This window comes from Cognatishimia activa, from assembly GCF_026016445.1.
Taxonomy (GTDB): domain Bacteria; phylum Pseudomonadota; class Alphaproteobacteria; order Rhodobacterales; family Rhodobacteraceae; genus Cognatishimia; species Cognatishimia activa_B.
In genome coordinates this window covers 1,190,197-1,205,669 of record NZ_CP096147.1, presented here as the reverse complement: position 1 = coordinate 1,205,669, position 15,473 = coordinate 1,190,197, and the positions used below count along the sequence as shown (strand labels likewise).

Genomic DNA, 15,473 nt, shown 5'->3' with positions numbered 1-15,473 from the left:
ATGTGGAAAGAGCTTTTCATCGACACGATCAAAGCCCCCAAAGAGGCTGCGCGTCAGGTACTTGCGCTAAAACTTGATGGGCCCACCATCTGGCAGGGGCTGGCGCTCGCGACGATCCTGAATGCGGTGGCCTTTGTGCTAACCATATTGGCCTTTCCACCTGCAGCACCGCCCATGGCACAAGCGATCTCTCCGATCACTCTCGCAGTGCTCTTCTTTGTGAGTATGTCGGTTGGTACGCTGAGCCTCTATTGGGGTGGCAAATTCATTGGAGGCGTTGCCAGCTTCAACGACCTGCTAGCTCTTGTCACTTGGCTACAGTATATGCGTCTGGCCGTTCAGTTGGGTGGATTTATTCTGATGATCGCAGCACCAGGCGTTGCTTTGCTCGCGACATCATTGGCCTTGCTCTATGGTGTTTGGATACTTTTGAGCTTTGTTAACGAAGCGCAAGGCTTTGATTCCTTTGGAAAAGCCATGGCTAACTTGCTGATTGGCTTTATCGGACTTGTGTTCATCCTCTCACTTACTCTGACTTTCCTTGGCTTTGGACCGACTGGAACCCCCTAATGTATGATGTGCAAAAAATCCGCGCGGATTTCCCAATCCTGTCGCGCGAGGTGAATGGCAAACCGCTGGTTTATCTGGACAACGGCGCCTCCGCGCAAAAACCCAAGGTGGTGATTGATGCGATCACCAATGCCTACGCGCATGAATATGCAAATGTGCATCGTGGGCTGCACTACCTGAGCAATATCGCGACTGAAAAATATGAATCCGTTCGCGGCACAATCGCGCGTTTTCTGGGGGCGGCTGATGAAGACGAGATTGTTCTGAACTCCGGCACCACCGAAGGCATCAATATGGTCGCCTATGGCTGGGCCATGCCACAGCTTGAAGCGGGCGATGAAATCCTGCTGAGCGTCATGGAACACCATGCCAATATCGTGCCATGGCACTTCCTGCGGGAACGTCAGGGCGTGGTTCTGAAATGGGTCGATGTGGCAGCCGATGGCAGCCTTGATCCGCAGGCTGTGATCGATGCGATGGGACCAAAGACTAAACTTGTCGCGATCACCCAGTGTTCCAATGTGCTGGGCACCATGGTTGATGTTAAAACCATCACGACAGAAGCGCATGAACGTGGCATTCCAGTACTGGTAGACGGCTCCCAAGGCTCTGTGCATGCGCCTGTGAATGTGCAGGACATCGGGTGCGATTTCTACGCGATCACTGGGCATAAGCTCTACGGCCCCTCAGGCTCTGGCGCGATCTTTGTAAAGAAAGAACGCATGGCCGAAATGCGCCCCTTCATTGGTGGCGGCGACATGATCAAAGAGGTCAGCAAAGAAGCGGTGATCTACAATGATCCACCGATGAAGTTTGAAGCGGGCACTCCAGGCATCGTGCAGACAATCGGTTTTGGTGTTGCCTTGGAATATCTGATGGACATCGGCATGGACAACATCGCGACCCATGAGAGCGCTCTGCGTGACTATGCGGCTGAGAAGTTCAAAGGTCTCAACTGGCTCAATATCCAAGGCCATGCTCCGGGTAAGGCCGCCATTTTCAGCATGACCCTGCAGGGCGCTGCCCATGCGCATGACATATCGACCATTCTCGATAAGCGCGGCGTGGCCGTCAGGGCAGGGCATCACTGTGCAGGTCCATTGATGGATCACCTCGGCGTCAGCGCCACCTGCCGTGCGTCCCTTGGCATGTATAACACCACCGAAGAGGTTGACGCCTTGGTGGACGCGCTGGAACTCGCACACGAGTTGCTGGCCTAGCTCATATTCCGCCGCGGGCCCTTTTCCGGCTTGCGGCGAAAATTCCTCAGGCTATAACGAGCCTTAGGCACCCATAGCTCAGCTGGATAGAGCGCTGCCCTCCGAAGGCAGAGGTCTGAGGTTCGAATCCTCATGGGTGCGCCATTCCATTTTCAAGCATATTTACTCCTGCTAACGCCTTGAAAGGTAAGGCTAAAAATGGGGTTCGAATACCTTCTTCACGATCATAAGAAATTGGGCTTTGAAAGGCTAATCTCAGCACTAATCGACGCGCAGCCAAATCGCCTCTTTCCCAAATATTCCAAGGGTTTGCGAGGAACCTGAACGCGAGTTCGAACAACTCCGCCAAGGGGGTCTCCGTTTCAACGATATTATTACTCTGACTCTTAAGAATGAGCCGATCTTTTTCCAATTGAGCGATACGTGCCTCATAGGCCGCAATAACCGTTGGTTGCTCACTGTCCATGATCCGCGAAACCAGTTTCTCGATTTGTCCGTCAATTGACTTAACTTTGTTACCAGCAGAAAGTGCCTTCGCTTCTGCTTGTTCATGTCGCATTCCCCAAGCGTCGTTGAACATCTTTAAACAGATGCCAAAGAAGCCCAGCGAAGGCTGCAATTTTTTAACGACAGTTTCAAAAGCGCCCTCTACATCGGCCCGACGTAGCGACTTGCGATGACATGAGCATCCCTTCGTCTTACACCAGTAATAAGGATGTTTCTTACCAGTCTTGCTGGTTGACCAACTCGCCGTTAGAGGCTTTTGACACTCAGCGCACAGCACAAAACCACGCAGAGGGAAATCCTCGCTCACATCTACTCTTTGAGGGGCTTTAGCACGCCCAAACAGCCGCTCTTGGACCTTTTGGAAGGTGTTGAAGCTCACCAGTGGTTCGTGGTGTCCTTGACGTAGCGAGACATCCCAACTCGCCGCTTCAACCATTCCAGCATAAACAGGTCGTGTCAGAAAATCTTGGATTCGCTGTGGATGAACCTTGGTGTCAGGATAATCAGGGTGATCTTCAAGAAACCGCCGCACCTCAGATTTTGATTGGAACCGTCCGCTGGCATAACCCTCTAACACTTCCTGCAAGATGGAGGCCACTGGTTCGGCCCTTACAAGAAGCTTTCCATGTTCTCTGGTGCGCTGATACCTATATCCAGTAGGGGCTTGAAATACGTGATAGCCCTTTTCAACCCGCGCCTTCATCTTTTGAATGGTTTGGCGACGGTTTTGCTCACGCTCTAATTCACCTTGAGCAGCAAAGATCGTTTCAGCAAATCGACCTTCTGGTGTGTCTTCAAATTTGAAGTTAAGGCATTCGACCTTTGCGCCTCGCGCCTGTAGCGCTTGCCGCAATCCAATATGAAACTGCGTATCCCGCGCCAGACGCTTCAAATCATCAAAGATCACGACATAGTTTTTGTCTGGCTGTGCATCGAGAAACGACAACAATGCAACCATGCCAGGACGCCTCATAAAGTCTCCGCCTCCAGATGCATCATCTGGGAAAACTGCGGAAACATCGTAACCTTGCGCCAGTGCATATTGACGGCAGCGATGCTCTTGGCTTTCCAAGCCTCCACCTGACATCTTTTGCTTTGTTGAAGAAACCCGACAGTAAATGACTGCGTGTGAATAGGTGTTTGTGGTCATCGGGACTCCTTTCTCGCAACCGCATCAAATTGAGCGGACAATGTGTTTTCTTCGGCTGGCTGGCTGATGTTTAAGTCTAACACAGCCTCGCGCTGCATCGTGGCTAAACTTACGCCTTTTCCACAATCGTGCTGTACAGGGCTAATCCCAAATCCGAGATCGACAAAGCTGACCATGATTGCCCAAAGAGCTTCTATTAGTTCACGCTTATCTTTCTCCGAAATATCTTCGTTCTCAAAGAATGGGAGGTAAGCATCCCAATCAATCGTTAGGGCAGGAGGTGCGGTCTCTGGGTTAAATTCTGGTGGTTTCTTGGTCATAGCCTCATCTTTCTGCCCAATGGCGTTATTCAAACTCTGGTTCTCGTCCTCCTCTCCACATCGCAATTAGCGAGAACATAAAGGGAACAAAATATCAGTGAACGCTTGATCCCGATAGTGAAAAATTCAATAGTCGGGTGCGTATGTAGGCAGAATAGTGTGAGCAATTTGGCTGAGCACGAGGACTACAGCGGGTTCAATCGGGTATTATTGTTTAGGAATTTTTTGTGGATATTGATTGGCTGAAAGCCAGCGAGAATGAGCGCAAGCAGTTATATATAGCAACTCGTGCTGTGGCCGATGCCGCTGACATCAGCGTCGAAGCAATCATGGACGCCGCTTTAGGGCGAAGAGTACTTATGGGCACGGACTACATGTCCACCTTTAGGCGAGGCAAAATCAGGCGTTCTTATGCAAAGTTGATCTATCAATGGATTTCTGAGAACCATTTTGGAAAGGCGCACAGCCTAGCGCCTGCAATATTCTCAGAGACGCCAGAGCAACTTTGGCAAGCCATCGTTGATGAAAAGGCGCATTCCGATAATTTGCAAATTATGTCTGTACCAACGGAGTTTGGTATCGCAAGGCGTAACAGCCAGCGTGGGAAAGTTGCGACCACCATTCGATTTGGTACTCTCTATTGCCTGGAATTTGAAAGTCATGAGGAAAGATCAGCTATCCTATTTCAAAAAGTTCATGGGCATTGGTACAACATTGAAATTGGGCCAAGGGCCATGACTTCAGCAGTGTTGAAAACGGGACTAAATTTTCTACCGCAAGGTATTAGAGGCCCTGATCCCCTCTATGAAGAAGAGCATGAGGGCGTTCATGAATTCGTGCTGGTAACATCTACTGAGATTAATTTTCCGTCCCAAATAGATTTGATGGTAGAGTGGGTGAGGAACAACCAGTGTGAGCTGCATAAAACCAGCGCAAGTTTCATACGCTAGCGGTAGGCATTCAAATTTGAGTCATATTTACTTCGGGCGTAGATCAAGACTCGAATGTTCTTGCACAATTTGTTCCTGAACCGCACTTTCTTCCCAATTCATTAGTGCTTTTGGAACGGTTGCATAAAACGCCGTGACTAGCATCCAACCTATAAGACCAGACGCAATGGTGTGATCAATGCGAGATTTTGAATTAAATAAAGACAGTAACTTTGACACGAATAACTCCTCAAATAACAAAAATTCATTAAGAAAAAGAATTCAGCATATAGCAGACCACCCATATTGGTCAACAATTATTACCATAATTGGAACCTTGCTAACTTGGATCGCGATTTTTCTTTCCACAGAAAATGCTCCAGGCGACTCACAACGCGAGGCAATGCGACTGCTTATTTCAACCGCTGGATCAATCGCCGTACTGCTTGGTTTGAACTGGATGTGGTTTCGCGGTCTCGTAGATGGACAAAAAGACGAAATCGAAAAACTATCGGAGTCATTCGAGCGACAACGTGAACTGTTTTTTCAAGACTACCAGCGCCAAAGCAAAAAATTAGAACTTCTAGCAAACAGATCAAAAACCTTTCAGGTTTTCCCTAACAAGATAAAGGCGTCAGAAGCCTTATTGGAGAGGCTCTCCGAAGCGACAAATGTCAAAAACATGTTTCTGGACATCCCGGATCCAATATCTTCAGACAACTCGAAAAACAGCCGCGTCATAGCTAGCTACGAAAAATGGCTCAACAACAATAATCGAGGGCTTTGGCAGGATGTCGTTGGTATAAAAGAATATTTTTCGGATCGATACAAAGCAATATCACCCAATTCTCGCCATAAAGGAGAGCATCGGGTTTTTGTACTGAAACACACAATGCCAACAATTAACTTCATTATTTTGGACTATGCATCGTCACGACCAACTGAAGTGTTTTGGGGATGGGTTTCAGGGGATGAAAGCGAACAATCGCCAATATATGCCACGATTGACCGAGACGTTCTCAAAACTTTCGAAGACTATTTTGAAGCGTTGATAAAACGGACTTGGAACCGATCAGTATTTGATGAGTCCGACAAGGGTTTCTTAATCGACTACACCGACAACGCTGAAACACGTCTTCAAAATGCTAGCTCAAGGTTGGTTGATAAGGTAGGTCTCTGGATTACCGTAAGTTACCGAAAGGATGATCAGTCTGATAACCAAATTGCAAATCGATTGGGATTGGTAGAAATCGGATACAATGAGCGTGGTATCAGTGTTCAGGCCAAAGTTTACAACCAAAATGGACAGATTGAGGAAACTGAAACTGAGCATAGAGAAATTGCACACTACTTAGACAGTGTATTTATCGGCTACAGACTTCGCGACAGCGATTTCAGCGGCATATGCCAGTACAAGTTCAGACGATACCAAAGTGAAGAACTGTTAACAGGCGTCTACGTAGATAGACGGGAGAGCTTAAGAAACACGCTGATCGGTTCTCGGTACACCAAACATTCTGGAATTAGCGAGATTAATTTGACCGCTGATGAAGTGAAGGAACTGCTGGAAAGCCAGGACGCAACATATAGAAAGCTGGAAAACTTTGAAACTTTGGTCACTGGTCCGACCGTGGTATCGAGTTGATGTGAGCTTGAAGTCAAACTCTCGTCGAAAGACCTACGTGAAGGCTTGCATAGTTGTTTTCAGCATCTCATTGCATTTCCAAAGCGTCACCCACTCTTTCGCACCCTCGGTCCGGAGATAAGAATATCGGTGAGGCTGACCCAGTTTGACCAACTCCATGTCTGCGAAAAAGTCTTGAGGGGCTCCGAGGTCAGCTTGAATGCTCATAGCTCCTCCTACTTCTGCCAGCCGTAATGCGTCGAAGTAGCAAGGCAAAGTAACCTCTTTCCCGAAGCGTTCAATCTTGTTCGCGGTGGGAAGCACACTGGGGTCGTTTTCCAAATGTGCTTTTATCAAAGGCATTTCAGCAACGTGGCACAGAAGTTGAAAAATTCGTGTTGCAGCCTTGGGGTGTGTTTTTTCGGCAGATTTAATCACGGCGTCTTCTCGCTCAATCAAAACCATCATTGCAGAAATTGCGGCGATTTTTTTGCGCATTTCAGACCAGCTATTTTCTAAATAGCTGCCAAGCGAGTAACTTATCGCTTCATGGTCCGCCTGCATTTCAATGCACTGACTTACGCGATAAGCTTTCTCAGGAATGACATTAGCTACTTTCCAAGATTGAGTTTTAGCTCGCTGAGCCACATCAAACACGAATCCTAGTTCGAAATGACCAAGACGCAGGTGCTGAAGTTCGTGCATCACTAGCCAATCAAGAGCGTCGAAAACGGAAAATTTCTTACCATCAGCCTCAGCAAATTGGCTAATGAATTCTATAGTCACGCTGGATACCTGCAACCTCGGAAACTCAAACCGATCTATCGACGCGTAGATGCCTTTGTGGTCGGTCAAAACCACCGAAAGCCCTTCAAGCAACTTTTCATCGAAATGGGAAGCAACGCGATTTACCGATTCAGCTAAGATATTCATTGTCGGTAGTTCCAATTTTCAGCTCATAACTTGCAATATCCCTTAGAGTCCACCTTGCAAAACTGGCCATCGACCCATGTCGCTCCGTCCAATTCGCTTCCAGTAAAGCTAATTTTTGTAACACTTACCCCAAACAATTTTGCGCCCGTCAAATCGCAATATTTCATTTGGCTACTAGAGATTTCTGCATTCGTAAAATCAGCTCTCGATAGTTCACAGCCTGCCAAGTACCAATTATTACCTTTTGCTTCTACGAATGAAGCTTTGTATGCAGAGCACCCTGTCATGGTAAACGGGCTTGCGTCTACGCCAATAAATTTGGCATTAATTAAGTCAACACTCGAAAAGTTCGCATCCGAAAGCGAAGCTCCCGAAAAGTCACAACCATAAACTTCGATATCCTCGAAGAAGCAATTTTGTAGGTTTGCACCAACAAATTTAGACCGACCTAATGACTTTATGCCCAAAGGGTTGCTTCGACCTTGCCCAAATGTCAGCCCCTCTGCTTGAGCTTCTTCAAAATCACAAGCAAGGAATTCTGTATCTTTAAAAACAGTCACTTTCGAAAAATCGAACTTCGGAGCGTACCAAACGTAAGCTTTACAATCAGAGACAACAATATTCGAAACCTTACAGTTTTCGAAATTAGCTCGGTTTATTGTTCCTTTGACGAAGCCACCGTAGTTCCAAACAGCACTACGAAAAGATAAATCTGTTGAGCTGGAGCTATTGATCGTAAAGTTAGTCAACGTTGCGCTGGCGAAACCGACGTCCGTTAAACGCGCATCGTATATTTGGCACCCCGTTATTTTTGCTCGAAAGAAGCTGCAAGTCTCTATAGTTAGTTTTTTGCCAGGCGAGTTTCGAACACTTTCGAGTTCTGAATGGGAAAAATTGCAACGCTCGAAAATGACCTCGTCAACTCTAACGTTTTTCCACTTAGTAAAGGTTAGATCACAAAGTTCAAAAATTGCCTTGGAGAGGTCCCCTGCAAAATCCATACCTATAAAGTCTTGATTATAAGCTTGAAATCGTTTTCCTTTGGACGGGTCTTTCAGCCACAGTTCATGATTTTTGATGCGATTGGACAACTCAGTAGGAGTAATTTGACCTTTGTTAATCATATAATTTACGTCCTCTTGTTTCTACGTTTTTTGAAATCTTTAATTTACAATTTTGCCGCGTCACTTTGGATTGAATGCAAATGCAATCACCCCCCAAATATTCGGCCTATCTTGGCATTCATATGCCGCATTAGTATTGAAATCTTTTTTTCATCTTTCCACCTGTATCTTTAATTTTGACGAACAGCACGCATTGCAAATTATTGCCACAAAGATAGTTTTTGAGGCACTGGCTATGTGGAAGAACGACAATTCAGCCTTCACTTAGCTACTTCATCTTGTATATTCTCTATCTGGCAACAATATAAGTTGTGCAGAAAGTAAGTTTTAGAAGCAAACGCTGGTGAAATATTTCGAACAGCGCGGAGACAGATATGTTTGATGAACCAAAAATAATGTTTTGGCCTGTTGGCACAGGAGACAGCACCTCGATTGTCGTTAAAGATGGTATCGTTCTGCAAGTTGATCTTCGGGACCTACACAGCGCAGGCGAAGCAAGCGATGACCACGCCGCGTTGGTAGACGAACTAGAGGAAAATTTGCCGACTGTAGACGGGAAGCCATACCTTTCGGCATTTGCTTTGACACATCCTGACAAGGATCACATCCAAGGTTTTGAAGATTTGCTTGATCGAGTGACGATAGGCGAAATCTGGTTCACACCACGTGTCTTCGTAGAAAATGATCAAGACTTGTGCCCTGATGCGGTCGTTTTCAAAGAGGAAGCGGAACGCCGTGTCAAAAAAACGATAAACTCTAATGGAGAAACTGAGGCAGGTGATCGTGTCAGAATCATCGGATATGATGATCTCCTGAAAGAAGAACAGTATGACGGTTTTCCTGAAGAGCGCCTAACTATTCCAGGCAACTCTGTAACAGAGATCGATGGCTCAAACTATGAAGGTGAATTCAACGCTTTCATACATGCTCCGTTCGCGGAAGAAACCGATGGTGATCGCAACAATACAAGCCTATGTATGCAAATCGTTCTTGGTGATGACCCATCAAAAGGAGGCGCGCTTCTATTCGGGGACATAGCCTACCCACGACTTCGTAAAATCTTTGATACGACGAAGGAAGCTCAGAACGAGGAATACCTAGCATGGAAGATTTTCCTTGCACCTCATCATTGTAGCAAGTCAGCCATGTACCACAAAGAAGGCGAAAGCGAGGTTTTAAAGCAGGATATTCTTGATGACCTAGCAGAATACCAAGTTGAAGGTGGCGTAATCATTGCAAGCAGCGAGAAAGTGCCATCAAAAAACTCATCAGGCGATAACCCACCTCACGCAAAAGCAAAAAATCGATACGAAGAAATCGCGGACGGTGGTTTTTTGTGTACTCAAGAAGATGGAGAAGAAGGCGCACCGCTCGTCTTTGATGCTTCGGATGGAACTTTTGCAGATCAAGAAATAGTAGAAGCGACTTCTACAAACAAGCTGGCTAGTGCTGTTGACGATGCAAGAGGGTCGGACACCCCTCCGACAGAGCAGGTTGGGTATGGTGGAACATACAACTAAGGGGCAACTGCTTGCTATTGAGCAGTTAAAAGACATTTCTGTAGCTAGCAATGACACTTTGGATATTGTCGACATTAAGTATCCAACTTGTGAGGGCGAGTCTCTAACAATTCGTGTGTCTATTGAAACCAATAGCTATGAATTCGAAGAGGGTGGACTTAAGTTCAGAAAGCGCGAACCACTTAGAATTCATGTATCACCTAGGTTCCCTGTAAAGCCTCCTACTGCACATTTCGCGCACAAGCGTTTCCTCGGACGTGACCACGTTCAATGGGGAGACTATTTGTGTTTATTTCAAGCGACCGATGTCGAGTGGGCGGCCCAGGATGGAATGTTTGGGTTTGTTCAGCGTCTGGACAATTGGCTACGAGATGCTGCACGTAATCAACTTGATCCAGATGACGCGCCACTTCATCCACCCATCGAATACTCTACTTCCGAAACCAAGCTTGCAGTCGAAGTTGATGCACCAGAAATACCAAAAGGAAATAACTTCTGGATTGGAGCTGCAAAACTTATCAAGAGAAATGAGTATTGCTTCGATATATCTGAGTGGGTGAAAACGCCAAGTTCTGTCCCTAAAGACGAAAAGTTTGCCGCCGTTGTGCTTCTTAATCAAGCGATGCCGATGGAGTACCCCGATACGATCAGCAAGCTTATTTCGACCCTTGAAACTCGCGGGGTTCCTTTTGATCTACTCTTTTCCATTCTAAAGGTTTTTGCTCTTTGCCAGCCAAACAATGAGCCTCTGTATTTTATAGTGGGCGCGCCCATGAGGCGTCGGGCTGCTGGCGAACCAATTAAACAGCACTTGAGCGCATGGAAGATGGATGCCAAGCACGTGAAAGCGCTCCAATCCATAATCTTGGAAGACGACGCCGAAGCAAATCTGGAATCTTGGAAGATTGTCTTGGAATGGGCGGCCAAAGCTAAGACACAATGGTGTCGTGTATATGATACTCGTCCTGAAGTTACCTTTCGCCGTGACAAAGGAACAGACGCCAACTGGTTCCTAGGAAAGAAAATTGCTTTGCTTGGATGTGGGGCTCTCGGCACTCACATAGGTGAATACCTGACGCGAGCGGGCGTAACTAAGATTAGTTTGTTTGATAATTCGACCGTTAATCCTGGCATTCTCGTCCGCCAACAATTCAAACATTATCAAGTTGGTTTCACAAAAGAGAGCGCACTCACTAGGGAACTGGAAAGAATTAATCCAAAAGCAGACATTGACTTTTCAAATGCTGATCTCACGAAAGGCTGGCCTGAGGGACACATGATCAGCGACTTTGATCTGATCATTGATGCAACCGCGTCGAAACGGGTTGCAATAGCTCTGCAACTTAGTCTCGGAACTCAGGCAATTGTCCCTCCGATGTTGCGGTGTGCAATAAATTCTGACGCATCCAAAGGCATAGCTACGCTCAACCTGGAAGGTACGGGGTTAGGCCCTTCGGATGTTTTGCGAAACACTAAACTTGCAGCAATGTCTGATCCTGATCTGAAAGCTTTTGCTAAAGCTTTCTGGCCAGCAGAACAGCTTGAGCCAGGTTTTCAGCCCGAGCCAGGTTGCTCCGAGCCTACATTCGTAGGTTCAGCGGCAGACATTGCCTACTTTGCGTCTTCCTTTTTTAGGTTTGCAAGTTCGGCCTTAGTTAAAAGAGACCACTCAGCGGCTACCGCTTTCTTCGTCGGTTCGCCTAACGAACATGGTGCAATAACTTCGCGAATTGTCGAGCTTGGTCAACCAAGCACGCATGTCGAAGCACTACACGAATACCGAGTTCATCTCTCCTACGGAGCGCAAACAGCCATTGAAACTGAGATGAAATCTAACGCCCGCACTGGCAGCGATAAGGATGAAACTGGCGGCATTTTACTTGGCGAAATTGATGACGCGCTCGGCATCATTTCGATTGACGTTGCCACTGGTCCACCACCTGACAGTACTAAATCTCCCGAACTGTTTGAATGCGGCATCGAGGGAACTCATGAGCAGTGCGAATACCACGCGAACGAGAGCGGAAACTCAACGAAGTTTGTGGGCGTTTGGCATACACACCCTGTTTCAATACCGAAGCCTAGCGATATTGATCTAAAGGCTATGGCTCAGCTCCTCCATGAGCAGGAAAAGACTCCGCGTCATGTCGTGATGTTAATCATCGGCCATGCAGCCACCCGTCCAACCTGGCGTTTCCACCTTTTCAGGCGAAACGAGTTCCGCATTATTCCGATAGCTGACCTGAAGGTTCTCGATGACCAGTAAATCATTTAAATTTGGGCTTGCTCTATCGGGTGGAGGTTCACGAGCAGCGGCATTTCACCTTGGTTGTATGAGAGCTTTGAATGATCGTGGCCTCCTTGATCGTATTCAAACACTATCTACTGTTTCAGGTGGAAGTGTCATTGGCGCACTTTGGGCTTATTCTGACGATAGCTTTGAAGAATTTGATCGCAAGATGCAAAAACTACTCCTTAAAGGTCTAAAAAAAGGCATCATACGCTATACTCTTTTTTCAAGTGAAACCATCAAAATTCTGGGGACAATTGTAACCTCTGGATTGCTTACCGCAATTAGCTTCGTTGTACGTTTGCTTTTGTCTGCGCTTGGCATCTTTGGAATTTACCGCAAAGGCCTTAGGCGTTTGAAGGCGCTATTGCGGACACCGCTTCCTAGGTTCGCCAGCAGAACTACCGCCTTCGCTAAATTTCTGGATCGTGAATACTTTGAAGGCAAGCGTCTCAAAAATATCAAAAGAAAAAACTTGCAGATTGTCATCAACGCAACCGAACTTAGGACACAGTCGGCTTATCGATATGGCTCGATGGAATCTGGATGTTGGCGCTTTGGAATTCTTACTGAAGACACCCTAGTCGCCCAGGCGGTTGCTGCAAGCGCTTCGTTCCCAGCAATCCTCCCTGCAATTGACGAACAAAAGCCCTATATCAAACGCGGCGAGACCGCGACGCACCGAACTATCGTGAGTGATGGCGGTGTTTACGACAACTTGGGAACTAGTTGCTTGGTTCCCAAGAGAGATGGCAATTTCAGCACCAATGTGACCGAAGTAGATTTCATTATCGCTTGTGTAGCGGGTCAAGGTATCCCTGATGGTTCGTCCATCCCCTATTTTTGGCCCTCTAGAATGATCGAGACAATTAACACGATTCATAGGCGGACGCATTCAATGACATTTGACCTACTTCATAGGCTACAGAGAAACGGAGAAATCAAAGGATTTCTTCTGCCTTATCTTGGGCAAAACGACTCTGCTTTGCCATGCCCACCTTCCGATCTGGTGTCGCGTGATCAGACATTTGATTACCCAACAGACTTCGATCCAATGAGCCAGAAAGATTTAGATCTCATTGCTAAACGTGGCGAGCAACTTACCAAGAATCTAATCGAGACCCATCACCCTTATTTGTAAGCGCGTTTACTTGATCGTGCGTAATGAGAGCCGCCATCGTGCCGTTGCGAATTACTTCACTTGAAACCACACGCTGAGTCTTGGAAGCTGATTACGGCATTTACTGATGCCGCAAGCTGTGTGTGGTAGTACCACACGCTTGACAAGGGGGCTGCTGCGCTCCCCCGTTGTATCCCCCAAAGCTGATGACTGAGATCGGTATTGAACCCATCCCAGCCATGCAAACATATCGGTGTTTGATCACTCGTCGGGGAGATGTCATCTCTCCCCAACACCTCATAAATCAACCCTGCGCGGATTGAATGCCGTCAGCGCATCGGCGCTGAACCCGACCAAAGAGCGTATCGTCGCCCCTTGTGACTCCCTCGCAGGATTTGGAGACTTGCCTCTCCACCTGCACCAAACCATGCACAATCCTTTTGGCCGATTGAACACCAATCAAATGAACTTGTCAGTTCCCCCGATACCCCCTCGACAAACTTAGGACTGCCGTCCCCAGCGCGGATCAAAGGGTGGGTTCTCGCCATGCTCGCTTCACATGCGTTGCAGCTCCGCGTGGCTCTGATCCTGCGAAACGCACCTTTGATCCTTGCACCCCCGCTCCTCGGCGGAAGCCAGACGGTTGCATGCGCAACCCGTCAGATCAAAGAAGAGGAGACAAGACAATGCCACAACTACACGCTCAACCGTATGACTTCGCCGCCAGTGGTTTCTATTTCGAGAGCCTTGAAGAATATGCCGCCAAAGAAAGCAACAATCGTAACGATTACGGTGAACGCATCGAGGAATACGACATCCAGTTCATTGATGGAGATTATATCGACTGTGATCTAGCCAAAGCATGGGGGATCAATCAGGCCAATATTGGCGGGTATTTCCAAGCGTGCGAAAGCTGGGATGATCACGACAAAACGGTGTTTATCATTGCCATTGGTGAGGCTGGATACAGCTTTGATCCTGCGAATGTTAATCCATCAGATTTTGACGTTGATATCTACCATGTGGATAGCATGAAAGAACTGGCCGAGCAGTTTGTTGATGAAGGCTTTTTCGGTGAAATCCCTGATCATCTGGCAAACTACATCGACATGGACGCCATCACCCGCGATCTGGAGGTTGACTACACCGAGACAGAAATTGCAGGCGAACGGCTGATTTATCGGGCAAATTAGTTGCCCGACAATTCTTAAGCTTGTTTCCGCGTCGCTTTGCGAAGGCGCAAAAGGTTTGCAGCTGTACAGGCACCCATCAAGAAGATGGCGGCAACTGAAAGCATGTAGCGCCCAAACGACACAAAGACGCGGTGCTCGAACGCCTCGAAGAAGTCCATTTGACCTTTCGACATAGACTCAGCAATGTTCTCGGCGTCAAGGTCGAAGAAAATGACAGCTGTGCCAATCAACACCAGACAGCAAGCGACGGCAACAGCCCAACTTAGGGCTTTACTGTCATATGCTTGCAGTGCCTTGCGTTTGAGAAACTTGAACGGCCTTTGACGAAGCTCTTCGCTGAGCTTCCAATGCGCGAGGAAATGCAAGCCAACCAAAGCACAAAAACACAAGGCGATAGACCCAAGTTCCATTTGAAACACTTCATCAGGTTTACTGTCTTTGAACCAATCTGAGAGCGGCGCGTTTCTGACGAGATGAGTGGTCTTAAATGCGATCCAGTTCAGCGCCGCCAGTCCACCCGCCGCAAACCAAAGTTGATTGCGATTTCCAAATACAGCGACAAGATATGCAAACAGGATCAAGGGAAGTAACACAGCCCAAACTGCGATTAGTGCTAGCGTAAAGTACTCCTGCTGCGCCCACATTGTGAAATGGACGAGGCTATACAAAGGGCCGAACAGAGAAGCCAATACAGCTCCCACCGCAACAATTAAAAACGCTACTGCAAACAGCATGACGATCCCAAAGGCGGCGTTACCGACACCACCTTTGCCACTGGCGGCTTGCCCGACGATGAAACCAGAAAAGAATCTCATGGCGAACTCTCCATAGATTTTGGCGAGTTCGTAAAAAGGGTTCCCTTTTAGTAGGTGTGTCACACATCACCACAAAAGTCATCCGACCGTTGATTATCCACAACTTTATTGGTCAGCACTTTTGTCTCAAATCGACCGTATGCGCGGGTTTGAAAAGG

13 protein-coding genes and 1 tRNA gene are annotated in these 15,473 nt (G+C 47.3%); 9 read left to right on the top strand and 5 right to left on the bottom strand.

Translation table 11 applies throughout. The features are described 5' to 3' along the window. The 3 genes from M0D42_RS05870 to M0D42_RS05860 all read left to right on the top strand — a co-directional run bounded on the left by M0D42_RS05870 (nucleotide 1) and on the right by M0D42_RS05860 (nucleotide 1,934). Entirely contained in the window at nucleotides 1-570 is a 570-nt protein-coding gene (locus M0D42_RS05870; RefSeq protein ID WP_265020659.1) for a YIP1 family protein, read from the top strand. Continuing rightward, nucleotides 570-1,790, top strand: coding sequence for a cysteine desulfurase (locus M0D42_RS05865; protein ID WP_265020658.1), 1,221 nt, complete (start codon nucleotides 570-572; stop codon nucleotides 1,788-1,790). Before M0D42_RS05870 ends, M0D42_RS05865 begins: the two co-directional genes overlap by 1 nt. A 67-nt stretch (nucleotides 1,791-1,857) precedes the next feature. After that, a tRNA-Arg gene (locus tag M0D42_RS05860) sits at nucleotides 1,858-1,934 on the top strand. Here the strand turns inward: M0D42_RS05860 and M0D42_RS05855 are convergent. Together M0D42_RS05855 and M0D42_RS05850 are read right to left on the bottom strand one after the other, a co-directional pair. After that, nucleotides 1,921-3,447 carry a recombinase family protein gene (locus M0D42_RS05855; protein WP_265020657.1) on the bottom strand — a complete coding sequence of 509 codons (1,527 nt, stop codon included), beginning with the start codon at nucleotides 3,445-3,447 and terminating at the stop codon, nucleotides 1,921-1,923. The genes M0D42_RS05860 and M0D42_RS05855 overlap by 14 nt on opposite strands. Beyond that, on the bottom strand, nucleotides 3,444-3,767 hold the full coding sequence (locus M0D42_RS05850; RefSeq protein WP_265020656.1) for a hypothetical protein: 324 nt from the start codon (nucleotides 3,765-3,767) through the stop codon (nucleotides 3,444-3,446). Before M0D42_RS05850 ends, M0D42_RS05855 begins: the two co-directional genes overlap by 4 nt. 227 nt (nucleotides 3,768-3,994) lie before the next feature. Between M0D42_RS05850 and M0D42_RS05845 the strand changes: the two genes are divergently transcribed. Further along, a complete protein-coding gene (locus M0D42_RS05845; RefSeq protein WP_265020655.1) occupies nucleotides 3,995-4,717 on the top strand; it encodes a hypothetical protein in 723 nt (240 codons plus the stop codon). Nucleotides 4,718-4,895: 178 nt separating this feature from the next. Next, nucleotides 4,896-6,341 (top strand): hypothetical protein, encoded by a 1,446-nt coding sequence (locus tag M0D42_RS05840; protein ID WP_265020654.1) that lies wholly within the window; start codon nucleotides 4,896-4,898, stop codon nucleotides 6,339-6,341. Between the two features lie 33 nt (nucleotides 6,342-6,374). Here M0D42_RS05840 and M0D42_RS05835 read toward each other — a convergent pair whose 3' ends face one another. Continuing rightward, nucleotides 6,375-7,268: a hypothetical protein gene (locus M0D42_RS05835; protein WP_265020653.1), complete on the bottom strand. Its 894-nt coding sequence runs from the start codon at nucleotides 7,266-7,268 to the stop codon at nucleotides 6,375-6,377. A gap of 8 nt (nucleotides 7,269-7,276) precedes the next feature. Continuing rightward, on the bottom strand, nucleotides 7,277-8,377 hold the full coding sequence (locus M0D42_RS05830; protein WP_265020652.1) for a pentapeptide repeat-containing protein: 1,101 nt from the start codon (nucleotides 8,375-8,377) through the stop codon (nucleotides 7,277-7,279). A 374-nt stretch (nucleotides 8,378-8,751) separates the two neighbouring features. Here M0D42_RS05830 and M0D42_RS05825 point away from each other — a divergent pair, with 374 nt between their 5' ends. The 4 genes from M0D42_RS05825 to M0D42_RS05810 all read left to right on the top strand — a co-directional run bounded on the left by M0D42_RS05825 (nucleotide 8,752) and on the right by M0D42_RS05810 (nucleotide 14,500). Continuing rightward, a complete protein-coding gene (locus tag M0D42_RS05825) occupies nucleotides 8,752-9,897 on the top strand; it encodes a hypothetical protein (RefSeq protein ID WP_265020651.1) in 1,146 nt (381 codons plus the stop codon). After that, complete coding sequence (locus tag M0D42_RS05820) at nucleotides 9,878-12,163, top strand: ThiF family adenylyltransferase (protein WP_265020650.1); 2,286 nt, start codon at nucleotides 9,878-9,880, stop codon at nucleotides 12,161-12,163. The genes M0D42_RS05825 and M0D42_RS05820 overlap by 20 nt, the downstream gene beginning before the upstream one ends. Continuing rightward, nucleotides 12,153-13,328: a patatin-like phospholipase family protein gene (locus tag M0D42_RS05815; RefSeq protein WP_265020649.1), complete on the top strand. Its 1,176-nt coding sequence runs from the start codon at nucleotides 12,153-12,155 to the stop codon at nucleotides 13,326-13,328. The genes M0D42_RS05820 and M0D42_RS05815 overlap by 11 nt, the downstream gene beginning before the upstream one ends. Before the next feature lie 665 nt (nucleotides 13,329-13,993). Next, nucleotides 13,994-14,500 (top strand): antirestriction protein ArdA, encoded by a 507-nt coding sequence (locus tag M0D42_RS05810; protein WP_265020648.1) that lies wholly within the window; start codon nucleotides 13,994-13,996, stop codon nucleotides 14,498-14,500. Between the two features lie 14 nt (nucleotides 14,501-14,514). On the opposite strand, the gene M0D42_RS05805 is transcribed toward M0D42_RS05810, so the two are convergent. After that, nucleotides 14,515-15,378, bottom strand: coding sequence for a hypothetical protein (locus tag M0D42_RS05805; RefSeq protein WP_265020647.1), 864 nt, complete (start codon nucleotides 15,376-15,378; stop codon nucleotides 14,515-14,517). Nucleotides 15,379-15,473 lie beyond the last annotated feature (95 nt).

Coding starts and splice junctions, on each gene's coding strand:
- M0D42_RS05870 (WP_265020659.1), top strand. CDS start 1: ATGTGGAAAGAGCTTTTCATCGACACGATCAAAGCCCCCAAAGAGGCT.
- M0D42_RS05865 (WP_265020658.1), top strand. CDS start 570: ATGTATGATGTGCAAAAAATCCGCGCGGATTTCCCAATCCTGTCGCGC.
- M0D42_RS05855 (WP_265020657.1), bottom strand. CDS start 3,447: ATGACCACAAACACCTATTCACACGCAGTCATTTACTGTCGGGTTTCT.
- M0D42_RS05850 (WP_265020656.1), bottom strand. CDS start 3,767: ATGACCAAGAAACCACCAGAATTTAACCCAGAGACCGCACCTCCTGCC.
- M0D42_RS05840 (WP_265020654.1), top strand. CDS start 4,896: ATGCGAGATTTTGAATTAAATAAAGACAGTAACTTTGACACGAATAAC.
- M0D42_RS05830 (WP_265020652.1), bottom strand. CDS start 8,377: ATGATTAACAAAGGTCAAATTACTCCTACTGAGTTGTCCAATCGCATC.
- M0D42_RS05825 (WP_265020651.1), top strand. CDS start 8,752: ATGTTTGATGAACCAAAAATAATGTTTTGGCCTGTTGGCACAGGAGAC.
- M0D42_RS05820 (WP_265020650.1), top strand. CDS start 9,878: ATGGTGGAACATACAACTAAGGGGCAACTGCTTGCTATTGAGCAGTTA.
- M0D42_RS05815 (WP_265020649.1), top strand. CDS start 12,153: ATGACCAGTAAATCATTTAAATTTGGGCTTGCTCTATCGGGTGGAGGT.
- M0D42_RS05810 (WP_265020648.1), top strand. CDS start 13,994: ATGCCACAACTACACGCTCAACCGTATGACTTCGCCGCCAGTGGTTTC.